The organism is Polynucleobacter sp. 35-46-11 (genome assembly GCF_002281105.1).
On record NZ_NCFJ01000022.1, the window covers coordinates 1 to 21,985 of the forward strand.

Sequence of the window (21,985 nt, forward strand, 5' to 3'; positions counted from 1 at the left end):
ATCCCTGCGCTACAAATTAACTGATGCGCAAAACAATATTATCGAGGAACCAGATTCTCCGATGGTATACCTGCATGGAGGATATGAGGGTACTTTTCCAAAGATTGAAACTTTATTGAATGGCCAGGATGTGGGTTATGAAGCTAGCATTCAGCTTGAGCCCAGTGAGGCGTTTGGTGAGTACGATCCTGAGTTGCTAAAGATTGAGCCACGCGCTCGCTTCCCAGAGCCTTTAGAAGTAGGTATGCAGTTTGAGGGCGTTCCCGATGCGCAAGAACAGGGTGACACTGCTGATGTGGATGATGAGCCCTTGATTTACACCGTTACCGATGTTGCTGATAGCCAAGTAGTTTTAGATGGCAATCATCCGCTAGCTGGTATGGCTTTGCGCTTCTGGGTTCAAGTGGAGGATATTCGTGCTGCTACTGATGAAGAGATTGAGAATCGTCATCCTGAGGGCGGTGAGGGATTTGCATTTGGAATGCCGGATGATTCCGATGAGGGCGATGATGAGCTTACAGACAGCGCCACCAATACTGGTGGCTCATCACCAACCCTGCATTAACTTACTCTTTAAGCCATTCCTTTAGGGCGCCAAGGTCGCGCTTGGTGTCACTGGATTCCCCTGCATCAGAAGAAGGTGTATTGCTTAACTTTGCTAGGGCCTTCTCGAGAGCTGTGATTTTGGCTTCTTGCTCAAGCGTAGCATCAATCAAACCCTTTAATGCCATGGATACTGGATCATCTACATTCGGTGTCACACCATAGGCAGAGAAGTATTCTTTGACCTTGCTATCTGGGGCACTCGCTTGAGGCAAATCCGGATGCAAGATGCGCGCAGGGATTCCTACTGCAGTTGCTCCAGCAGGAATTTCTTTGAGCACCACAGCATTAGATCCAACGCGAGCGCCATCACCTACAGTGAAGCCGCCGAGAACTTTAGCTCCAGCACTAATCACAACACCTTTGCCTAAAGTGGGGTGACGCTTTACACCTTTGTATAAAGAGGTTCCACCTAAGGTAACGCCTTGATAGATGGTGCAATCATCACCAATTTCAGTGGTCTCGCCGATGACGATTCCGAGACCATGATCTAAAAAAACACGGCGACCGATCTTCGCTCCAGGATGAATTTCAATACCGGTAACAAAGCGAGCCAGCATCGATAGAAGTCGTGCGATCCATTTCAAACCCAAGTTCCAGAGCCCATGAGATGCCCGATGAATCCATACAGCATGTAAACCTGGATAGCAGGTGATGACCTCCAAGCGATTTCTAGCGGCGGGGTCGCGAACAATGATGGAGTCGACTTGGTCGAAAAGCGAATTAAACATGAGTCGATTTTAACGGGTAAAGGCTGAATTTATTTTCTTGAGATCATCTGTTTAGCGATGCCGCGCAGAAGATCGACCTCTTCCTTGTGAAGGCGGGTTCTGGCAAATAGCGCTTGTAAGCGCGGCATGAGTTTCTTGGGATGGGCTGGATCCAGGAAGCCGATGGCCTCTAGCCCTTCGCGCCAGTGTTCTAGCATGGCGGCTACGGCCGCAGGATCGGCATAGTCTACCGGTTCATCGCTTGAATTGATGGGGGCAGTTCCTCCATTTTTACTCAAGGTCTCCCTGAGGGTGAATGCACAAACCATCATGGCTTGGGCGAGATTCAGGGATGGGTAGAGAGGGTTTGCATCAAGCCAAACCCGATGGGTGCAAAGTGAGAGATGGTGGTTATCTAGGCCGGTCCGCTCTGGGCCAAATAGAAGGGCCACACGCTGCTTGCCGGCAATGGCAGCTTGAATGAGGGGGCGAGCATCTTGCCAGCCGATTGCTGGTGGCCCGAATTCACGATCACGACTGGTTAGCCCCAAGACTAGGGGGCAGTCTTGAACGGCCGACTCTAGCGAGGAGCTCTCTTGACTAGATTCCAATATATCGACGGCACCACTAGCCAAAGCAATAGCCTCGGGCGCCTGTGCGACCCCCGGAATCTTTGGGGAAATTAGGCGTAGATCACTAAACCCCATTGTTTTCAGTGCGCGCGCAGTTGAACCTACGTTTCCGGGGTGGCTGGTTTCAACCAAAACCCAGCGCAGTAACTGTGCTTGTACGGTATTCATATCAACAGAAATTCTCTAGTGGCTTGGGTGTTCAATGTAGCAATCGTTTAGAATCAGGGTGTTAGCTCCTGATTGTCCTGCACTTTGCAATCTGGTGAGCTTGTTCTTATTTAATTTGTCCATCAAAACTATGCATCCCATGTTAAATGTGGCCGTTAAGGCTGCCCGTCGTGCCGGAACCGTGATTAATAGAGCTTCTCTCAATTTAGAGCGCCTTCAGGTTGACCGCAAACAACATAATGACTTTGTTACTGAGGTGGACAGACAAGCTGAAGCAGCCATTATTGAAACGCTCAGCGAAGCTTACCCAAGCCATGGTTTTTTAGCTGAAGAAACTGGCGCTCAAAATGCGGATGCTGAAAACGTCTGGATCATCGATCCTTTAGATGGCACAACTAACTTTATTCACGGTTTCCCGCAATACGCAGTTTCGATTGCGCTGTCGGTAAATGGTGTAACCCAGCAAGCAGTGGTGTACGACCCAACCCGTGACGAACTTTTCACTGCTACTCGTGGCGCAGGCGCCTATTTGGATCGCCGGCGTTTGCGTGTTGCCACTCAAGATCGCTTGGCTAACTCCTTATTGGGTACCGGCTTCCCCTATCGCGAAGATCAAGATTTAGAAAAGTATTTAAAAATCTTCGCAGATATGTCACGTAATTGTGCGGGCCTGCGTCGTCCTGGTGCCGCTTCTCTCGATTTGGCCTATGTGGCTGCTGGTCGCTACGATGGATTCTTTGAGAGTGATCTCAAGCCATGGGATATGGCTGCAGGTGCTTTATTGATTACTGAAGCTGGTGGACTCATTGGTAACTACCGCGGCGAAGAAGGCTTCTTGCAAAGCGGTGAAGTGATGTGCGCAAATCCGCGCATCTTTGCTCAGATGGTGCAATGCTTATCTAAATACTCCACCTGTTAACGAGGCGGCAGTATTAAGTTTTAATCAGGTCGGCGTAACGTGCGCCGTCTTGGTTAATGAGTAGTGCGCTTGCGCGAGGTCGTCCACTCTCAGGGTGATCTAAATCCCAATCAGATAAGACCCAGCGTTGCCATTCTTGACCTGCAAGATGCTCTTGATGATGCTTAGGTAGATGGGTATGCCCGTGAATCAATTGATTGCCAGACTTGTCTCTTAGCACTGCGGCGCATGCTGCTATGGTGACATTCATTTTGACTTGCGCACCTTCAACAGACGACTGGATTGCACGTTGATATTGAACGCCACTATTGCTTCGCAGATGATTCGCAATAGAGCGGCGCCAATTCAAAGGCAGGCTCAAGAATAATTTTTGAACCCAAGGTTTACGTACCCAATTGCGGAATACTTGATAGCCAATATCTGCCGTACAAAGAGAGTCGCCGTGACAGAGAACATATTCAGATCCGGCAATGTTGATCTTGCTGGGATCGGCCATGAGTGTCATGCCCGTTTTACTTAAGAAATGCTTACCAACTAAAAAGTCTCGATTACCGTGAAGGTAATACGTTTTTACTTTAGTGGAAAGTGTTGCGAGCGCATGTTTTACTTCCTGTTGAAAAGGGGAGTTTAGGGCGGCGTCATCGCCAACCCAATACTCAAATAAGTCCCCCAGGATAAATACAGCCTCTACCTTAGGAGCATCCTTTTCACAAAAATCAAAGAATCGTTGCGCCGTCAAGGGCATTGACGGCGTGAGATGCAAATCTGAAATGAGCAGCGCGCTCGCGTATTGCGGAATCATTCCTCGAGAACGCTTGCCTTTTCAATCACAACATCTTCTGTAGGAACATCTTGATGAAAGCCAGCATTGCCAGTTTTCACTTTACGAATAGCATCAACCACATCAAGGCCATCAGTCACTTTGCCAAAAACCGCATAACCCCAACCTTGTGCGCTTGGTGAAGTGTGATTCAAGAAATCATTGTCATTCACGTTGATGAAAAATTGAGCTGTTGCAGAGTGCGGATCACTAGTGCGAGCCATAGCTACTGTGCCACGCTCGTTCTTAAGGCCATTGTTTGCTTCATTCTCAATTTGGGCGCCAGAAGTTTTTTCTTTTAGGCCAGTAGTCATGCCACCACCTTGAATCATGAAGTTATCAATCACGCGATGGAAAATTGTGCCATCGTAGTGACCACTTTTGACGTACTGTAAAAAATTAGCAACAGTTTTTGGTGCCTTGGCAGCATCTAATGTGAGGGTGATATCACCCTTATTTGTTTTGAGTAAAACTTTAGCCATGATGAATTTACTTTCTATGGGTTAGTAGATAAAAAGGTAAGAAAATTATTTTGAAGTAGGTACTGCTGGGGCTATTGGGGCTACAGATGTTGCCGACGCAACTCCCTTTTTGACTGGCTTCAGCATCTCCATTAATGCTTTCGCACGATTGGTGTATTGACGCTGATTGAGGACGGCATCTTTTGCTGCATTGTCGTAGGCTTGTGCTGCAAGTCGAATATAGACCTCGCCCAGATTGGCTGAGGCAACGGTATAGCTTGGGCGTAATTTCAAGGCAAGCTCTAAATAGTCCCTAGCTTCAATCCAATTGCCTTGATTGGCTGCCAGTGCGGCTAGGTTGTTATAGGGCTCGGGCAGCTCTGGAAATTGCTGGGTAATTTCAACCAAAGTTTTCTTCGCTAACTCCCACTGACGCATTTCAATCTGCATACGCGCTTTGACGTAACGTAACTGGACATTGCCTGGCGTTTTCTTGAGCTGCTGATTAATGAGGTCAATGGCTTCTGGATATTTTTTGGCTTTAACTAACTTTTCAATATCAGACGGAACCCCATTTTTAGTAACGGGATCTGGCTCAATAATCAAAAAGGAGAGAAATGGAACAGCTACTGAGTCTGAGAGCTCAGAATTAAATTGATCGTATCCAGCGTCATTGCCAGCCAATCTTGGGGGATCATTGGGTCCATAGGAGCCTAAATACGGCGCCTGAGCACCTTGTGCGGCAGTGGCCGAAGCGCTATTGACAGCTTTGATTTCAGCGTCTGCCAGTTGTTGTCCGGGGGTGCTGCAGCCCGCCAGCAATAAAGTGGCAAAAATAGCGCTCAAGCCACCCAATTGGGCTGGACGTAGTGAAAAAAGGTTAGCTGGCATAGGGGGTGGGGTGAAAAACTGGCTCATTCGATATACTCAGCGCTCAGTCTAACAAATTGGCGCTACTTGCCCACCTTTATAGTCCCTATGCTGCAAATCTATAACACCCTCAGTCGTTCTAAACAGGCCTTTAAACCTATCGAGCCAGGCAAGGTGAAGATGTATGTCTGCGGAATGACGGTCTACGACTTTTGTCATATTGGTCACGCCCGGGTGATGATTGTCTTTGATATGGTGGTTCGCTGGTTGCGTGCTAGCGGCTATGAGGTGGTTTATGTTCGCAATATCACTGATATTGATGACAAGATCATCAATCGCGCTATTGAGAATGGTGAGCCCATTTCTGCGCTGACACAGCGTTTTATCGATGCAATGCATGCCGACTCCAATGAGTTGGGATTAATGCATCCAGATCATGAGCCCCGAGCAACCGATTACATAGCCCAAATGCAGGGCATTATCGGTTCCTTAATTGAAAATGAATTGGCCTATCAAGGCGAGGATGGCGATGTGAATTTCGCTGTCCGCTTGTTCCCGGAGTACGGTCGCCTCTCCGGTAAATCTTTGGATGAATTAAATGCTGGCGAGCGTGTTGCTGTTGGTGGCGGTAAACGTGATCCATTGGATTTTGTTTTATGGAAGAGCGCCAAGCCAGAAGAGCCTGCTGATACGCGCTGGAAATCCCCTTGGGGAGAAGGTCGCCCTGGATGGCACATTGAGTGTTCTGCCATGTCTTGCGATTTGCTGGGTGAACATTTTGATATCCATGGTGGTGGTGCCGATTTACAGTTTCCGCATCACGAGAATGAGATCGCTCAGAGTGAGGGCGCTATCTATGGCCAAGATCACAAAGCCAGTGACCAACCGTTTGTAAATTATTGGATGCACAACGGGCACATTCGGGTGAATGAAGAAAAGATGTCCAAGTCATTGGGTAATTTTTTCTTGATCCGCGATGTTCTCAAGAATTTCGACCCTGAGGTCTTACGCTTCTTTATGCTGCGTGCCCACTATCGTAGTCCGATTAACTACAGTGATGCCCAGCTTGAGGAGGCTCGTTCCGGACTGGTTCGGCTTTATACCGCCTTGAGCCATGTGCCGGATGGTAATAAGTCTTTAGAACCAGACTCAGTATGGGCTCAGCGGTTTACTGATGCCATGAACGACGATTTCAATACGCCCGAGGCGATTGCAGCGCTCTTTGACTTGGCGAGTGAAGTTAACCGTGCGCAGGGTGAAGAGAAGGCGCAATTAGCCAATACGCTTAAAGCATTAGCCGAAACCCTTAACTTCTTACAACGCGACCCAACTGCATTCTTGCAAGAGGGATCTCGGGGTGTGGATACAGGTTTATCCGCCACTGCTATTGAAGGACAAATCGCAGCTCGGGTTGCTGCAAAGCAAGCCAAAGATTTTGCCAAAGCAGATTCGATTCGCAATACCTTGTTAGAGCAGGGCGTGGTTTTAGAAGATAAACCTGGCGGTCTTACTGAATGGCGTAGAAGCTAGGTAACTTAATTCGTGATTGAGAATGTATTTTGACTAAAGTAGTAGAGCAAGCAATTGTTGAGGAGTCTGCCCCCGATTACTGGGAGCAAGCTTGTGCCGAGTTGATGAAGCATGACCGCATTCTAAAAAAGCTGATTCCAAAACATGGCGCTGTTTTTTTGAGAACGCGTGGAGATGCATTTATCACATTGGCTAGATCCATTGTTGGCCAGCAAATTTCTGTAGCGGCAGCCCAGTCAGTGTGGAAGAAGGTGCTGCTTGCCGCTAAAAACAAAGTAAATCCTAAAAATATCCTTGCTTTAAGTGTTGAAGAATTGCGCGCAGCTGGCCTATCAGGACGCAAGGTAGAGTACATCCGTGATTTAGCAGAGCACTTCGATTCTGGCCGTTTACATGCCAATCAGTGGAAGGGCATGGAAGATGAGGCCATCATTAAAGAATTGTGTGAAATTCGGGGTATTGGGCGCTGGACTGCTGAAATGTTCCTTATTTTCAATATGGTGAGGCCCAATATTCTCCCTTTGGATGATGCCGGCCTCATTAAGGCTATTTCCCTCAATTACTTCAGCGGAGAGCCAGTTAGCAGGCATGAAGCCCGTGAAGTGGCTGCAAATTGGGCCCCTTGGCGTACGGTTGCAACCTGGTATATGTGGAGAAGTCTCGACCCCATCGCCGTTGAATATTAAAATCAAGCTATGAAAACGACTTTCCTGGATTTTGAGCAATCAATCGCTGAACTAGAGTCAAAGATTGAAGAGCTGCAATTTGTACAAGATGAATCATCAGTAGATATTTCTGATGAGATCAAAACGCTAAGCGAAAAAAGTCAGCAGCTGACTAAAGATATTTATGCCAACTTAAGTCCTTGGCAAGTTTCTCAAGTTGCTCGTCATCCACAGCGTCCTTATACATTAGATTACGTGAGCGCTTTATTCACAGATTTTCATGAGCTTCATGGCGATCGCAATTTTGCTGATGATCAATCCATTATTACTGGTTTAGCGCGTTTTGATAACCAGCCTTGCATGGTGATCGGTCATCAAAAAGGTCGCGATACTAAAGAGCGCGCATTAAGAAACTTTGGAATGAGTCGTCCAGAAGGCTATCGCAAAGCGAAGCGTGTGATGCGCTTGGCAGAAAAGTTTAAATTACCAGTATTCACCTTTGTCGATACGCCAGGTGCCTTTCCAGGTATTGATGCAGAAGAGCGCAATCAATCCGAGGCAATCGGCCACAATCTCTATGTTCAGGCTGAGTTAGAAGTTCCAATCATTGCCACCATTATTGGCGAAGGTGGTTCTGGTGGTGCGCTTGCCATTGCCATGGGTGACGTAGTGTTGATGTTACAAAACTCAACTTATTCCGTGATTTCACCGGAAGGCTGTGCATCTATTCTTTGGAAGACTGCTGATAAGGCGCCAGAGGCTGCTGAGCAATTGGGCCTGACTGCACAACGTTTAAAAGCTATCGGCTTGATCGATAAGATCGTTGCCGAGCCAATTGGTGGTGCACATCGTGATTACGAAACCATGATGAATAATATGCGCAAGGCTCTGGCTGATTCCCTCAAAACCTTTGATGGTATGAAAGTGGATGCGCTTCTTGAGCGTCGCCATGAACGCTTGATGAGTTATGGCAAGTTCAAGGAAATCGAAGCCAAGTCCTAAGGCAGCCTCTCAAGTAGCCACAAAAGCAACCAGACGTATTGGTCTTGCCTTAAGTGGCGGACTTGATTCGGTTGTCTTGCTCGATACTGTTTGCAAGGCAGTCCATGCAAATTCAAATAATCCAACTGAAGTTTGGGTATTTCACATTCATCACGGACTTCAAAGGCCTGCTGATCAGTGGCTGGAGTTCTGCGAAAGGCTAGCCAAAAAATATCAAGTACATTTTGACTTTCGTCTATTGCATTTCGCTGATCAATCTCAGGGCAATATTGAAGCCAGGGCAAGGGTAGAGCGCTATGAGGCCCTCACTGACTTATGTGTTGAACATGGCATCGAAGATCTGTTGCTTGCCCATCATCAAAACGACCAAGCAGAAACCGTGCTCCTGCAACTTCTTCGAGGTTCTGGCGTAGCAGGTCTTTCTGGTATGCCCCTCCATCGCGCAAACGCAAACCAAGTTAACCCAATAACTTTCTGGCGACCCTTGCTTAGTCAAAGCAGGGCAGAGTTAGAGGTTTATGCCAAAGAACACAAACTCAAATGGGTGGAAGACCCTAGCAATCAAAATACGCGCTATCGCCGTAATGCTATTCGTAAAAACATCATTCCGAGGCTGGAGAAAATTCAGCCTGGAGCAATTGCCAACTTGGCTCGCAGTGCTGACTTGCTTGCTCATTCTCAAGTGCTGCTCGATCGCTTAGCCGAGCTAGATGGCAAAAAAATTCTTCAGGCCAATCAATTAAAGTTGGCACAGCTCCTGACTCTTGCCAATACAGACAAACCTGCGGCTAATAATCTGATGCGTCATTGGCTCAGGCTCAATGATTTAGCGATGCCATCCCAAGAACGTCTTGAGTCTTGGTGGAAGGATCTGATGTCGGTAAAAGCAGGTTCGAGTTTGGAATGGCAGCATGATGGGGTGAGTATTCATCTCTGGCGCGATCGATTGCAGGTCGTCTACTCCAATACCGGACGGTGGATATTTCAGGCTATCCCTGCACGGAGCAAATCACTTGGTTTACCAGCCGACTGGGTAAATGCAGCCCTAGAGAAAGGTCTCGTTGAAGAAAGAGTGCGTCAAGGGGCGGAAAAGATTCAGGTCAAGCCCAACACGCCACGTAAAACGCTTAAGAACCTATTTCAAGAGTCAGATACCCCGCCTTGGGAGCGGCAGGCGCCATTGCTTTATATCAACGACCAGCTCGTAGCGGTTGCTGGGGTAGGTGTGAGTTACTCACATTTAGTTGCATACGGAAAAAGAGTATTGCCTTGCTGGGAATTGCTTTAACTTAATAAATCCCACCCGATTCTTTTTGGTGGCGAATGGCATTGATGAGAATCATATTTTTTGACTCCTCAAAGCTATAGAGGGCAATATAGCCACTCTTTCCACGTGATATCACCAACTCTCTTAGGTGGATATCGCAGAGTCGGCCAAGAAGTGGATGCCTTGCTAGAATTTTCACAGCTTCTTCAATTAATTCAATGGTGAGAAGTGCGGCACTTTTGTCATTTTCAATTAGGAAATCAGTAAGTCGCTCTAAATCATCAAGTGCTTGGGGAGCAAAAACAATTCTTACCAATTGCTAACTTTCAATGTAGATTTTTTTCCTGCGATACGGGATTTCATTGCTTCAAAAACCTTATCTGATTCGAAGACCTTACCATTCTTGATAACCCCTTCACGAGCAATGTTGGCTTGCTGAATGAAGTTTCTGCGTATTTCCGCGTTAATGCTGGCTTGCTTGATGGCTTCCACCATAAATGCATGTGGAGTCATACCCAGTTCTTTAGCTGCATTTGTAGCCTGTAGTTTTATTTCTTCGGTGAGCTTGAGGGAGGTTGTGCTAACAATGCTCATATGGGTCTCCTGGTGTTACTTTAGTAACACCAATCGTATCGCCAGACCAAGCCACTGTCAATGCCCACCGTTTTGAACGATAAAAACCCTGTAAAATAAGCCCCTTTTAGACCCTAGGGAATGTAATTCCCTGTAAATAGACAATACGACGGTTTTTATGGCTCTTATCGTTCATAAGTATGGTGGCACCTCAATGGGCTCGGTTGAGCGCATTCAGAATGTCGCTAAACGCGTTGCTAAGTGGATGCGTGCAGGTCACCAGGTAGTTGTGGTGCCTTCAGCTATGTCTGGAGAAACCAATCGTTTGCTTGGTTTGGCTAAAGATATCAATCCAGATGCAAATCCACGCGAACTGGATCAAATCGCCTCTACAGGTGAGCAAGTGAGTTCTGGCCTGTTGGCTTTGGCATTGCTACGTGAAGGTGTTGATGCAGTTAGTTATGCCGGTTGGCAGGTAACCGTTCACACGGATTCTTCATTCACCAAAGCGCGCATTAAGAGTATTGATGACAAGAAAATTCTTGCCGATCTGAATGCTGGTCGCGCCGTAGTGGTCACTGGTTTCCAGGGTGTTGATCCAGGCGGCAACATCACCACCTTAGGTCGTGGCGGCTCTGACACATCTGCTGTTGCCATGGCTGCAGCGCTCAAAGCTGATGAGTGCTTAATCTACACTGACGTGGATGGTGTCTATACGACGGATCCGCGCGTTTGTGAAGATGCACGTCGCTTGGACAAAATTACCTTTGAAGAAATGCTCGAGATGGCAAGTCTTGGTTCAAAGGTATTGCAGATTCGTTCAGTTGAGTTTGCAGGTAAGTACAAAGTTAAAACCCGTGTTCTGTCATCACTGACAGATCCGTTGATGCCCCTTGATCAAGAGATGAAGTCGGGCACCTTGATTACATTTGAAGAGGACAGCACCATGGAAGCCGCAGTTATTTCCGGCATCGCCTTTGCGCGTGATGAAGCAAAAATTACCGTTCTTGGGGTCCCTGATCGCCCAGGTATCGCCTATCAAATTCTGGGTCCGATTGCGGATGCCAATATTGATGTGGACATCATTATTCAGAACCAGTCGTTTGAAGGTAAGACAGACTTCACCTTTACAGTTCCACGTTCTGATTACCAAAAAGCCTTGGACTTGCTGAAGAATAATGTCCAATCCCATATTGAAGCCAAAGAAATCACTGGTGATCCAAAGGTGTCTAAGGTTTCTGTAGTAGGTGTTGGTATGCGCTCCCATGTTGGCGTTGCCAGCAAAATGTTTCGTACATTGTCAGAAGAGGGCATCAACATCCTGATGATCTCTACCAGCGAAATCAAGATTTCTGTTGTGATTGATGAGAAATATATGGAGTTAGCTGTACGCGCTCTACATAAGGCTTTCGAGCTGGATCAGCAGTGAAAATACGCTGTAAACGCTTTAAAACTGCAGTAAAACCCCGCAGTCAACGGAATCCGTTAAACTGTGGGTCGTTGTAAAGGCATCAAGCAGGGAGACGTGGCCGAGCTGGTCGAAGGCACTCCCCTGCTAAGGGAGCATCGGGGCTAAAACTCTGATCGGAGGTTCGAATCCTCTCGTCTCCGCCAAAATCCTTGTGATTTAACTGCTTGAGCCGGCACGACAAATAACTAAGCCCCTTAACCGGGGCTTTTTTATTGTCTATTCGCAGGTCGCCCTCGCAACTTCCCAGCAAGCTATCGCTTCCATTTCAACTTTTTAATCCTACGAGCCTTTCCAGTACATGCTTAAATATCTTTACTAAAGTTCACAACTTCACAACTTCTGTGGTATAGTGCTTCTAAAGGAGGTGAAATGAGAAGAGCGATACCAAAAACACATCAAGCTTTAGATTGGATAGGGAAGGGATTGACCGCAGCTCAAGCCGCTAGAAAGATGGAAATTTCAGAATCTAGTGTCTACGCCGCCTTAAGAAAAACAAAAGCAAAAGATTCAGGTTGTTGTCCAACATGTGGTCACAAATTAAGGAAATAAGATGAAAAAAACTCTATTAGCTGTTGCCTCAATCTCCGTAGCTGCATTTGCATATGCAAATACCTCATCTGATTCTTCTGAATTGGTGAGTCAGCAGTGCAAGATTTCAGCTGAAGCGGTTTCGACATTAAAGGGATTGCGATATGGCAATACTTCCATCCGCAAGGATGTGGCTGGCCTGATTAATATCAATCTGAAGGTGCAAGAAAATAAGGATGCAGCTCAATTGACCTTAAACCGAATGGTTGACGATCAAGTGATCACCACATCCGCATTAGAAGCAAAGTATTGCTCTTAACTTGTCATGAATGGGTTGTCCTTAATCTTCTATAAAGGCGTTTGATGACCCATTCATTTGAGTGCCCAGAATGTGGCAACCCCAGGGGAATGATGGGGGAATGTCGTCAATGCGGTAGCGAGGATCTTCCTATTCCGCATAGCGACACGATGGTGCTCAATTTAAAGCTCGATAGTCCAAGCGCAGAAGAAGCTTTGGATCGACTCACTATTGGGCTTCGTCGGGCCTCTGAGGTCGGAATGAAGGCAATCATCTTGATACATGGTTATGGGGCTAGCGGTGAGGGTGGCAAGATTAAGTGGGCGGTTCATGACGCCCTAGATAACAACTATTTCTCAGATCGGGTTGATGACTACTATTTTGGTGAGCAAACTGCGTTTGGTAGCGAGGCTTACCATGCCCTTTTGAGAAGGAGGCCTGGATTAAAGGCCTATCTCAAGCACTTTAAGGAAGGTAATGCAGGTATGACGGTATTAATACTGTGATCTCTGTTGGAATTGCTTAGAATGGGCTTATCCATCAAATTCGGTGGCATCAGCAAGGAGTGGTAATGACTGCTAAAAAATCAACAACTGTGCACGAAGAGCTTCAAATCAATTCCGAAAATTTAATTGGTGATTTCAAGGCGCTCATGGCGGACGCTGAGGATCTCATTAAGGCAACGGCAAACCATGATGATGGCCCACTTGGGGCAATTCGTTCAAAAGCTTTGGAGACTCTTAATAGCGCAAAAGAAAGTCTTTCCTCAGTTGAGGGCACTGTGACTGAAAAGGCTAAAGTCGTTGCTGAGCGCACTGATGAGTTTGTTCACAGAAATCCTTGGGAAGCAGTAGGCGTTGCTGCCGGGATTGGCTTATTGCTTGGTCTATTTATTCGTCGCCGCTAGGAATACATGTCACAAGAAAATCTTTTCTCCTCGCTAAAGAATCTCGTCTCCACCGGAGCGTCTATTGTTCAGACTCGTCTGGAGTTGATCTCGACTGATGTACAGATTGCGCGCACTAAGTTTCTGAGTCTTTTAGTGATGGTGATCTGTACATTGTTTTTCTTATTCTTTGGCTTGGTAATGCTAGCCTTACTCATTGTGATTTATAGTTGGGAGACTGATCGGGTCTTGGCGCTAAGCTTGCTGACGTGCGGTTTCTTAGCGGTGGGGTGCATTCTTGCTTTGATAGTTTTACGCTCACTCAAGACTATGCCTAAATTATTTGATGCAACGATTACTGAGTTAGCTAAAGACCGCCAGGAGCTCTCTAAATAATGAGCCAAAAGCTAGCTAGACTTCAGGCCCGGCAAAGGGAGTTACATGAGCGGGCGGCCCAAGAACGCGCTGAATTTGCCTTGCATTTTGAGCCGCTAGAAAAGCCCTTGTCATGGGCTGATAAGGGTATTGATGCTTTTAATTTCATGAAGAGCACGCCCATTCTGTGGACTAGCGCATTTGCCGTGCTAGCCCACTACAAGCCTAAGTTGGCCAGTAAGGTGCTTGCTGTAGGCTGGGGCGCCGTCAAACTTCTCAAGGGGGCTAAGAGCCTTCTCTAGCTGGCCCTTAAGCAATAAATTAAGCAACCAAGACTGTTTTATTAGCTATCCCGTTTTGGCTCAAGATCTCACCACCTTTCAAGCCATCGATTTCCAGTAAGGTGAGGGCGCCAGCTACTTCAAAGCCAGCCTTTCTCAGTAAATTTCTAGCTGCGATGATGGTTCCGCCAGTTGCTAAAACATCATCCACAATCAAAACACGCACACCTGCTGGCAAAGTGGATTGCTGAATTTCCAGGGAATCAGAGCCGTATTCCAGGCCATAAGATTCTCGATGGCTGGCCAAGGGTAGCTTGTTCGGTTTACGGGCCAATGCCAGGCCTTTATGGGCTTGCCGGGCCAGGGCTGTGCCAAAGATAAATCCACGGGATTCAATGCCCAGAATATGGCTATAGGCGAACTGTTGAGCCAAAGCCTCCAGCTGCAATGTAGCCTCTTTAAATGCCTCAGGGCTCGCCAAAAGAGGGGAGATATCCCTAAAGAGAATTCCTGGCTTGGGAAAGTTCGGGACGCCGGGTAGATAATCTAATAAATTCATTATTGGCTGATATGAAAACACAATTACTCATTATTACCGCATTGGACTCGGAGCTTGCAAAAAGCATGTTGCCAGCGGGTGTGGAGATAGTCTATTCCGGTGTTGGCAAAATCAATGCAACAACAGCCAGCCTCCAGGCTATCCATCAATTTCAACCTCAACGGATAGTGAACTTTGGAACTGTCGGAAAAATTAATCCTGCCTTAGACGGTTTACTGGAAATCGGTAAGGTAATTCAGCGAGACATGATGACAGTACCTCTAGCTCCACGAGGGCATACTCCTTTTTGCTCAAAACCATCCCAATACTTATCCCTTGGCGGTGAACACACTTGCGGGACTGGCGATAGTTTTGTAACGGCTCACGATCCTTGGCTAATATCCCAGGGCATTGATGTGGTGGATATGGAGTTATTTGCTATTGCCAATATTGCCTATCAATTTAATATTCCATGGCAATCATTTAAATATGTGACTGATGACGCTAATGCGGATTCTGGCAATGAGTGGACGCATCGCGTAAACCACGGGCAGGAACTCTATCTAGAGAAGCTCAAAGAGTTGATGAGCTCCTAAAGAGCGCCTAAGCACAATCCAATTTACTCATGCAGATCAATGCTCAAAAACCCTGGCTCAAGAACTATCTCGAAGGCGTTCCTCATGAGATTGATTTGGCAGGGCACATATCGATTGTTGATTTAATAGAAGAATCATTTTGCAAGTTCCCCGATCGCATTGCAATAGATTCGATGGGCTACAAAATCAGCTACCGTCAGCTGGATATTCTGTCAGCAGACTTTGCTGCCTATTTGCAAACCTTAGGTCTCGAACCAGGATCACGAATCGGCATCATGTTCCCTAACGTTCCGCAATACATCATTGCGATGTTGGGTACGCTGCGCGCCGGCTTTGTTGTGGTCAATATTAATCCGCTCTACACGGCCAGAGAGCTGGAACATCAATTGCAAGATAGCGGCGCATCTATTTTTGTGATGTTAGAAAACTTTGCACACGTGTATCAGGAGATTGCTGATCATGGGCTTGTGAAGAAGGTGATTGTGAGTAGCTTGGGCGAGACTCTAGGTCCAAAAGGCGTCATCATTAATCTGGTTGCTCGCCATATTAAAAAGCTCATCCCGCACTGGAATTTTCCTTGCGTTAAATTGAATCAGGCCCTCAAGATAGGTGCTGGACATGGCTTTACTAAGCCCACTTTAGCGCAGGACGATATTGCGTTTTTGCAATACACGGGAGGCACTACTGGAGTCTCTAAGGGTGCTGTCTTATTACACAGGAACATCTTAGCCAACATCATTCAGATTGAGTCTTGGCTTGAGCCTGCTTTAAAAGGGCGGCATCAGCAGCTAGTCTTTTTATGCGCGCTGCCGATGACTCATATCTTTGCGCTCACTGCTTGCGGTCTTCTTGGAATGCGCAAAGGTGGCAAATTATTGCTAGTGGCAAACCCCCGCGATATCACCGGTTTTATAAAGTTGCTGATGAAGCATCCTGATATCAATATTTTCCCGGGCGTTAACACTCTGTTTCATGCGCTGATTCATCGTCCTGAATTCAGTAATGTGAAATTGCCCAATCTTTTGGTCACCATTGGCGGTGGCATGGCAGTCCAAAAGAAGACGGCTGAGCTTTGGCAGAAAATAATGGGGGTGCCGATTGCTCAAGGCTACGGTTTATCGGAAACTTCTCCAGTGGTGTGTGTCAATACACCATTTGTAAAGGAGTTTACGGGCTCTATTGGTATGCCGGTGCCCAGTACGGATGTATTGATTTTGGATGATGATGGAATAGAAGTTCCTTTTGGTACGCCTGGAGAAATTTGCATTAAGGGGCCGCAAGTCATGGCGGGTTACTGGAATAGACCTGAAGAGACTGAGCAATTTATTACGCCCGAGGGATATTTCAAGTCGGGCGATATTGGCACTATGAGCCCTGAGGGTTATGTGCAGATTGTGGATCGCAAGAAAGACATGATCGTGGTTGCTGGCTTTAAAGTCTTTCCGAATGAAATCGAAGAAGTGATTTCATTAATGCCTGGGGTAAGAGAATGCGCTGTGATCGGATTCCCGCACCGCAAACTCGGCGAGATTGTTAAAGCCTATATAGTCAAAGATAAGCCAGAGTTAACTGAGGCTCAGGTTATTCAGTATTGCAAAGAGCAAATGACGAGCTACAAACGCCCCAGAAAAATTGCCTTTATTGATAAAATGCCCAAGTCCAATGTTGGCAAGATTCTGCGCCGTCACTTGCGTGACATATAAAAACTACAAACCGCCACCAAAGCGGTATTGCCAAGAGATGCCGTATAGGTCGTAGCTATTATTCGTTCTGGAGTAAGCGCCAGTACTCGCCGATAGTCGAACGGAGTTGTGTTTATTCACTGGGTAGGACAGGGTTGTACCAAAGCGCCAATTCTCTTGATTGCCGCTAATGGGGTTGCCATTCACATAGGATTGTCCGCCAGTGAAGTAGGTGGCATCTACAGAGACCCAAGCCGTATTCTGAAAGTAATAGATCGCATGAGTCTGGGTTGAGTAGACGGGGTCCTGAGATAAGGAGTTACTACCCATAAAGTCAGTATTGCTCGTGTAAAAAATACCAGCGCCAGCTAACTCTAATCTCCAGGGGCCAAGTGCCTTGGATATACCTAGGCCCGGCTGGATAAACCAGCGATTGGCGCCGACATTGATCAGTTGATTATCGTTGTACTTACCCCATGGCACTGATGCCGCAAGACTCACGCCGACAATGAGATCTTGTTGGTAGTCCTTAAATTGATCTAGCGTTAACGCTGGAGCCCCGTAGAGATTAATTGCGGCTTTGATGAGTGGATCCGATAAACCCTCGGTACTGGCATTGACTGTTTGTCCGCCAACATTGCTCGACCCGCTTAGTTGGCCATAGGGAAGAACTAAGGTGAGCTTTCCAGATTGACCACCTGCATCAAAGATATGGGTAAGACCCATGACCTCACTTGTTAGCGTGTAATTGCCTGCTTTTGCTTGCGCGACACCGGCGCTGATGAAGTTAATGCCTACCGGTGCATTAGAATAGGTTCGTGCCTCGATTTCTTGAGCATAAGATAGTCGGGTAAATAGGGCGCTTGCAGCTAGCAAGACAAAGACTAAAACTCTAAAGCCTCTGCCCATCAGTAATGGAATCAAATTCATGATGAAAGACTGTCTTGCAGAATTTCAATTACTTTGATTCTGGCTTCTTGCCAAACAAAATCTCTAGGGTGGCATTGCTACCCAGCATCATGCTCATGCCTGTCAATAGTAAATAGGGCCACACAATTAACCAATACACAATCGACATAGCTACTACGTGCAATGGATTGGATTGGCCAAATTCAGTCATAGAAATCAAGAATGCTTTGCCATGTATTAGCCCGTGAACACCAGCTTCTAAATAATTCAAACCCAAAACAACGAGTAGATAAATCACGGATTCTAAAAATAATGAGCTCACAACGCCATGCTTACGATCTACTTTGATTGGGAAAGCTGCTTGGGCAACCAGCATGAACTTGGCGCATATCGCCGCCTTAAATAGCGCAAAACCAAAAATACTTAAAGGGATCGGTCTTTCATCTAGTGAAGTTGCTCCTAAAAAAGCAAGTGCGCAGAACCAAGTCCCAAAGTAAATAGTCAACTGAAATGCTTTTACAAATTCTTCCTTCGCCTTTTCTTTAAAGGTGTGCCCATGCGCTGAGTTTGGAGGAGTTGCGTTCATGAAAACTTTCTACGGTATTAGATTAGCAATTACTGCAAGAACCGCCAGCTTCAACGGGAGCTGGTTCTTGGGTGTAGCGTGCAATAAATGCATGCTTGCTCTTAAGCGGTAGCTGAATCCAAACAAAGTGACCGGATCCAGGAGCGACATCAATGGGTTCGCCTTTGAGATTCCACATGGCATCTAGCACCATGTCTTGGTTACCTTCGGGTTCAATAATTTCTAATTTATCACCTAGAGAGAAGCGGTTTTTTACATCCACCTTGACGCGACCAGAAGCCTCATCAATTTCTAAAGTTTCGCCAACATAGAGGCTTCTGCCTGATAAAGAATGACCACGCATATAGAGTTGATACTCTTTATCGTGATGACGCTCATAGAAGCCATCGGTGTAGCCACGATTTGCCAGACCTTCTAGATTGCCAATGAGGGACATATTCATTGGGCGACCAGCTACTGCATCATCAATCGCCGTGCGGTAGGATTGGCAGGTTCGAGAAACATAATAAGGCGACTTAGTACGACCCTCAATCTTGAACGAGTCCACGCCCATTTTGGTCAAGCGTTCAATATGCTCAATCGCACGTAAATCTTTGGAGTTCATGATGTAAGTGCCATGCTCATCTTCTTCCATGGGCATTAAATCATCTGGACGACGAGCCTCCTGAAGTAGCACCACATCACCGCTGGTATTTTGTTGACCAGGCTTAACCTTGTAGTCCCAACGACAGGCGTTGGTGCAAGCACCTTGGTTGGAGTCACGATGGGACATATAGCCAGATAGTAAGCAGCGGCCTGAGTAGGCAATACACAATGCCCCATGAACAAATACCTCTAATTCCATTTCTGGACAGTCTTGACGAACCTCTTCAATCTCATCGAAAGAAAGCTCGCGTGACAGAATGACACGACTAATACCAACTGAGCGCCAGAACTTTGCAGAGGCACCATTCACGGTATTGGCCTGTACTGATAAATGAATAGGCATATCCGGCCAAGCTTCTCTAGCCATCATGATGAGACCTGGATCAGACATGATCATGGCATCAGGTTTTAATGCCACGACAGGATCCATATCCTTAATATAAGTACGTGTCTTACCGCCATGAGGCAGTAGGTTGGAAACCAGATAAAACTTCTTGCCTAAAGCATGGGCAGTATCAATACCTTCTTTGAGTGTTTCCATTTTTCCGAAGTCGTTATTACGAACTCGGAGAGAGTAGCGTGGCTGTCCGGCATAAATGGCGTCAGCACCAAAGTCAAAGGCAGTACGCAAGATGGAAAGGCTGCCGGCAGGGGCTAGAAGTTCAGGAATCTTAGTCATCCACCTATTTTAGTGAATACAGGCATTCTTGGTAGATTTGCGGTGTCACCGAGCCCTGGAGGCTATTAGGCGCCAATTTATCAAGCTATTCCAGGCAAATGAGCTGCTATGAAGAGTATCCTACGGGGTCTGTGGCGAGCATTGTAAAAACGAACAGGGAGCCTTCCCTTGAGCTGTCCACCTGAAATCGAAGGCACTTATTAAAGAATCAGAAAGAACGTAATGACAAAACTCACATCCAAGCCCATCCTGAAAAAAGCGAGCGGCATTTTGGCGCAAGAGTTTGCCATCCCTAAAGACATCGCCTGGGCCTGGGTCACATTATTGCTGTCACAAGAAGAACAAAAGCGCGATAGTGAAGAAAAACGCTATGCCCGTATTGCAGAATTTGAAGCCTGGATTACGGGACTCAATTTACCAACTGATCCAAAAATTCCTGCAAGCGCTGCCGTAAGCCCAGATTCGGTAAAGAATTCAGCTAGAAACGTATTTGAGTGGCCACATGAGTACATTTTCGAAGAGCCGGCAGCAGCTAAGCATCCAGACTCCAAGATGACTTACAGCGATACGATTACCAAACCAATCTTAGATGCAATAAAAGATGCTGGCGGATCCGATGATCGTCCTGCACTCATTGCAATTTTGGAAGGCTACGCAAAAGAAGGCAGGGAGCCCTTTGCTAATGTCACACCAGAAGGCATCGAGTGGAAGGGTAGCAATTGGTCTGAATGTGACAAGCTGAATCTTCTCACCATTAAAACCCTCAATAACCGCCTAGCCAATCTAAGAAAGAAGGGTTTGATTTAAGATTCTTTGAGTTGATTGCTTCTAACTAATGTAGGGGGTTTATATGTGCACAAGAGTCACGTATCTTGGTGATGATAATTTTGTTGTTACTGGGCGCTCCATGGAATGGGGTGAAGATCTGCAAAGTGATCTATGGATATTTCCTGCTGGTGTGTCACGCAATGGGATGTGTGGCGCCGGCTCATTAGAGTGGACTTCAAAATACGGTAGCGTGATCGCTTCTGGCTACAACATCGCATCAGGCGATGGCTTAAATGAGAAGGGGTTATGTGCAAACCTGCTCTATCTAGCTGAAGCCAATTACGGAAGTCTCAATGGTAAGCCGCCTATGTCTATTACACTTTGGGTTCAATATGCATTGGATAACTATGCAACAGTAGCTGAAGCAGTTGCGGGCCTCCAGGCTGAGCCATTTAGAGTTAAATCTCCTATCTTGCCCAATGGACGTCCTGCTAGCATGCATCTGTCTCTTTCTGATCCAAGCGGCGACTCAGCTATTTTTGAATACGTTGATGGAAACTTGGTTATTCATCATGGCAGGGAATACCAAGTGATGACTAATTCACCAGTGTTTGATCAGCAGTTGGCTCTAGACGCATATTGGAGGCAAATTGGCGGTAACGTATTCTTGCCAGGTACAATCAGCGCCGCTGACCGGTTTGCAAGAGCCTCCTATTTTGTTAGCGTCATCCCTAAGACCATAGATAAAAATTACATTACTGCCGTTCCTGAGCAAAAAATGCAATATCAGGCCGTAGCTTCTGTGCTTGGAATCATGAGGGCAATAGGCGTTCCACTGGGCATTACCACTCCAGATAAGCCAAACATCTCATCGACGCTTTGGCGCACAGTAACAGACCATCAAAATATGATCTATTACTTTGATTCAGCAACAACACCAAATACCTTTTGGGTTGATTTAAAGGATGTAGATTTTTCAAAAGGGGCGCCAGTCAAGAAATTAGCGATTGCCGGTGGCAAATATTACGCGGGTAATACGGCTAGTCAGTTTGTGGCAGCAGAGCCTTTTGCTTTTGGTCCAGCCTAATATTCCACTGGTTTCATGCATTATTTGCACAAAAGAAAACCCCCCTAGATTGCACTAGGGACTTACTAATTTGGCTCCTCGACCTGGGCTCGAACCAGGGACATACGGATTAAAATTCACTTTCTTGACTCCTGAGTGCTCATTTTTACACGGATTTACACAGGTTGACAATGTCAAGTTTTTTTGAATCAATCGGTCGGGGTTTTGGATGGAGGTCGGCTATGGAAATGGAGCAACGGATTAAAAGAGCTGTTTTAACGCCGACAAACTCAATTTAACACGGGAAGTTACAGATTGATGTGCTGAAGGATTTGTGATCCGATAATCCTACGATGACCATCTGTTGACTGATCCGTTCCCCCATATTTCCGATAACTGCTATCGGCCATAACTAGTTCTTCAGTTTTAAGAAAATCAAAATTAGCTTGATTTTTCA

The 21,985-nt window shown here is 46.4% G+C and carries 26 protein-coding genes, 1 tRNA gene and 1 pseudogene; 17 read left to right on the forward strand and 11 right to left on the reverse strand.

Annotation, left to right across the window (positions count from 1 at the left end):
- Window positions 1–565, forward strand: a 565-nt coding sequence (locus B7Y67_RS03425) for a peptidylprolyl isomerase (protein WP_293597368.1), incomplete at its 5' end; no start/stop codon positions are given.
- 1 nt (window position 566) lies between these two features.
- On the opposite strand, the gene cysE is transcribed toward B7Y67_RS03425, so the two are convergent.
- Window positions 567–1,334 (reverse strand): serine O-acetyltransferase, encoded by a 768-nt coding sequence (gene cysE, locus B7Y67_RS03430; protein ID WP_293597369.1) that lies wholly within the window; start codon window positions 1,332–1,334, stop codon window positions 567–569.
- 29 nt (window positions 1,335–1,363) lie between these two features.
- On the reverse strand, window positions 1,364–2,113 hold the full coding sequence (locus B7Y67_RS03435; RefSeq protein WP_293597370.1) for an RNA methyltransferase: 750 nt from the start codon (window positions 2,111–2,113) through the stop codon (window positions 1,364–1,366).
- A gap of 130 nt (window positions 2,114–2,243) precedes the next feature.
- Here B7Y67_RS03435 and B7Y67_RS03440 point away from each other — a divergent pair, with 130 nt between their 5' ends.
- Window positions 2,244–3,032, forward strand: coding sequence for an inositol monophosphatase family protein (locus tag B7Y67_RS03440; RefSeq protein WP_293597371.1), 789 nt, complete (start codon window positions 2,244–2,246; stop codon window positions 3,030–3,032).
- A gap of 13 nt (window positions 3,033–3,045) precedes the next feature.
- Here the strand turns inward: B7Y67_RS03440 and B7Y67_RS03445 are convergent, their stop codons facing one another.
- From B7Y67_RS03445 to B7Y67_RS03455, 3 genes are read right to left on the reverse strand one after another with little or no spacing between them, the layout of a single operon-like run.
- On the reverse strand, window positions 3,046–3,834 hold the full coding sequence (locus B7Y67_RS03445) for a UDP-2,3-diacylglucosamine diphosphatase (protein ID WP_293597372.1): 789 nt from the start codon (window positions 3,832–3,834) through the stop codon (window positions 3,046–3,048).
- Complete coding sequence (locus B7Y67_RS03450; protein ID WP_293597373.1) at window positions 3,831–4,334, reverse strand: peptidylprolyl isomerase; 504 nt, start codon at window positions 4,332–4,334, stop codon at window positions 3,831–3,833. Before B7Y67_RS03450 ends, B7Y67_RS03445 begins: the two co-directional genes overlap by 4 nt.
- A gap of 45 nt (window positions 4,335–4,379) precedes the next feature.
- Window positions 4,380–5,204: a tetratricopeptide repeat protein gene (locus B7Y67_RS03455; protein ID WP_293597374.1), complete on the reverse strand. Its 825-nt coding sequence runs from the start codon at window positions 5,202–5,204 to the stop codon at window positions 4,380–4,382.
- Window positions 5,205–5,291: 87 nt separating this feature from the next.
- On the opposite strand from B7Y67_RS03455, the gene cysS reads away from it, so the two are divergent.
- The 4 genes and pseudogenes from cysS to tilS all read left to right on the forward strand — a co-directional run bounded on the left by cysS (window position 5,292) and on the right by tilS (window position 9,668).
- Window positions 5,292–6,713 carry a cysteine--tRNA ligase gene (gene cysS, locus B7Y67_RS03460; RefSeq protein WP_293597375.1) on the forward strand — a complete coding sequence of 474 codons (1,422 nt, stop codon included), beginning with the start codon at window positions 5,292–5,294 and terminating at the stop codon, window positions 6,711–6,713.
- A 59-nt stretch (window positions 6,714–6,772) separates the two neighbouring features.
- Window positions 6,773–7,399, forward strand: a pseudogene (locus B7Y67_RS03465) (DNA-3-methyladenine glycosylase); the annotation flags it as partial.
- Between the two features lie 9 nt (window positions 7,400–7,408).
- Window positions 7,409–8,380: an acetyl-CoA carboxylase carboxyltransferase subunit alpha gene (locus B7Y67_RS03470; protein ID WP_293597376.1), complete on the forward strand. Its 972-nt coding sequence runs from the start codon at window positions 7,409–7,411 to the stop codon at window positions 8,378–8,380.
- A complete protein-coding gene (gene tilS / locus B7Y67_RS03475; RefSeq protein WP_293597377.1) occupies window positions 8,346–9,668 on the forward strand; it encodes a tRNA lysidine(34) synthetase TilS in 1,323 nt (440 codons plus the stop codon). Before B7Y67_RS03470 ends, tilS begins: the two co-directional genes overlap by 35 nt.
- A 1-nt stretch (window position 9,669) precedes the next feature.
- On the opposite strand, the gene B7Y67_RS03480 is transcribed toward tilS, so the two are convergent.
- Both B7Y67_RS03480 and B7Y67_RS03485 read right to left on the reverse strand, forming a co-directional pair.
- Window positions 9,670–9,963: a type II toxin-antitoxin system RelE/ParE family toxin gene (locus B7Y67_RS03480; RefSeq protein WP_293597378.1), complete on the reverse strand. Its 294-nt coding sequence runs from the start codon at window positions 9,961–9,963 to the stop codon at window positions 9,670–9,672.
- On the reverse strand, window positions 9,957–10,241 hold the full coding sequence (locus tag B7Y67_RS03485; protein WP_293597379.1) for a hypothetical protein: 285 nt from the start codon (window positions 10,239–10,241) through the stop codon (window positions 9,957–9,959). Before B7Y67_RS03485 ends, B7Y67_RS03480 begins: the two co-directional genes overlap by 7 nt.
- Window positions 10,242–10,398: 157 nt before the next feature.
- Here B7Y67_RS03485 and B7Y67_RS03490 point away from each other — a divergent pair, with 157 nt between their 5' ends.
- The 7 genes from B7Y67_RS03490 (at window position 10,399) to B7Y67_RS03520 (ending at window position 14,080) form a co-directional block, all read left to right on the forward strand.
- On the forward strand, window positions 10,399–11,649 hold the full coding sequence (locus B7Y67_RS03490) for an aspartate kinase (RefSeq protein WP_293597380.1): 1,251 nt from the start codon (window positions 10,399–10,401) through the stop codon (window positions 11,647–11,649).
- A 90-nt stretch (window positions 11,650–11,739) separates the two neighbouring features.
- Window positions 11,740–11,834, forward strand: a tRNA-Ser gene (locus B7Y67_RS03495).
- A 407-nt stretch (window positions 11,835–12,241) separates the two neighbouring features.
- On the forward strand, window positions 12,242–12,538 hold the full coding sequence (locus tag B7Y67_RS03500; protein WP_293597381.1) for a hypothetical protein: 297 nt from the start codon (window positions 12,242–12,244) through the stop codon (window positions 12,536–12,538).
- Window positions 12,539–12,582: 44 nt separating this feature from the next.
- Window positions 12,583–13,023: a Smr/MutS family protein gene (locus tag B7Y67_RS03505; RefSeq protein ID WP_293597382.1), complete on the forward strand. Its 441-nt coding sequence runs from the start codon at window positions 12,583–12,585 to the stop codon at window positions 13,021–13,023.
- A gap of 65 nt (window positions 13,024–13,088) precedes the next feature.
- Window positions 13,089–13,424: a YqjD family protein gene (locus B7Y67_RS03510; protein WP_293597383.1), complete on the forward strand. Its 336-nt coding sequence runs from the start codon at window positions 13,089–13,091 to the stop codon at window positions 13,422–13,424.
- Window positions 13,425–13,430: 6 nt separating this feature from the next.
- A complete protein-coding gene (locus B7Y67_RS03515; protein WP_293597384.1) occupies window positions 13,431–13,799 on the forward strand; it encodes a phage holin family protein in 369 nt (122 codons plus the stop codon).
- Window positions 13,799–14,080, forward strand: a complete 282-nt coding sequence (locus tag B7Y67_RS03520; protein WP_293597385.1) for a YqjK-like family protein — start codon at window positions 13,799–13,801, stop codon at window positions 14,078–14,080. Before B7Y67_RS03515 ends, B7Y67_RS03520 begins: the two co-directional genes overlap by 1 nt.
- Window positions 14,081–14,099: 19 nt before the next feature.
- Here B7Y67_RS03520 and B7Y67_RS03525 read toward each other — a convergent pair whose 3' ends face one another.
- Window positions 14,100–14,618 (reverse strand): adenine phosphoribosyltransferase, encoded by a 519-nt coding sequence (locus B7Y67_RS03525; protein ID WP_293597386.1) that lies wholly within the window; start codon window positions 14,616–14,618, stop codon window positions 14,100–14,102.
- A gap of 11 nt (window positions 14,619–14,629) precedes the next feature.
- On the opposite strand from B7Y67_RS03525, the gene B7Y67_RS03530 reads away from it, so the two are divergent.
- Both B7Y67_RS03530 and B7Y67_RS03535 read left to right on the forward strand, forming a co-directional pair.
- The gene (locus B7Y67_RS03530) at window positions 14,630–15,193 is read left to right on the forward strand and encodes a 5'-methylthioadenosine nucleosidase (RefSeq protein WP_293597387.1); all 564 of its coding nucleotides are present in this window, start codon (window positions 14,630–14,632) and stop codon (window positions 15,191–15,193) included.
- 29 nt (window positions 15,194–15,222) lie between these two features.
- Window positions 15,223–16,896, forward strand: coding sequence for an AMP-binding protein (locus B7Y67_RS03535; RefSeq protein WP_293597388.1), 1,674 nt, complete (start codon window positions 15,223–15,225; stop codon window positions 16,894–16,896).
- A gap of 3 nt (window positions 16,897–16,899) precedes the next feature.
- Here the strand turns inward: B7Y67_RS03535 and B7Y67_RS03540 are convergent, their stop codons facing one another.
- From B7Y67_RS03540 to B7Y67_RS03550, 3 genes are read right to left on the reverse strand one after another with little or no spacing between them, the layout of a single operon-like run.
- A complete protein-coding gene (locus tag B7Y67_RS03540; protein WP_293597389.1) occupies window positions 16,900–17,805 on the reverse strand; it encodes a transporter in 906 nt (301 codons plus the stop codon).
- Between the two features lie 28 nt (window positions 17,806–17,833).
- Window positions 17,834–18,370 carry a hypothetical protein gene (locus B7Y67_RS03545; RefSeq protein ID WP_293597390.1) on the reverse strand — a complete coding sequence of 179 codons (537 nt, stop codon included), beginning with the start codon at window positions 18,368–18,370 and terminating at the stop codon, window positions 17,834–17,836.
- A 22-nt stretch (window positions 18,371–18,392) separates the two neighbouring features.
- Window positions 18,393–19,694, reverse strand: a complete 1,302-nt coding sequence (locus B7Y67_RS03550) for a U32 family peptidase (protein WP_293597391.1) — start codon at window positions 19,692–19,694, stop codon at window positions 18,393–18,395.
- A gap of 222 nt (window positions 19,695–19,916) precedes the next feature.
- On the opposite strand from B7Y67_RS03550, the gene B7Y67_RS03555 reads away from it, so the two are divergent.
- The gene (locus B7Y67_RS03555) at window positions 19,917–20,501 is read left to right on the forward strand and encodes a hypothetical protein (RefSeq protein ID WP_293597392.1); all 585 of its coding nucleotides are present in this window, start codon (window positions 19,917–19,919) and stop codon (window positions 20,499–20,501) included.
- Between the two features lie 43 nt (window positions 20,502–20,544).
- Window positions 20,545–21,549, forward strand: coding sequence for a linear amide C-N hydrolase (locus B7Y67_RS03560; RefSeq protein ID WP_293597393.1), 1,005 nt, complete (start codon window positions 20,545–20,547; stop codon window positions 21,547–21,549).
- Window positions 21,550–21,985: the final 436 nt, after the last annotated feature.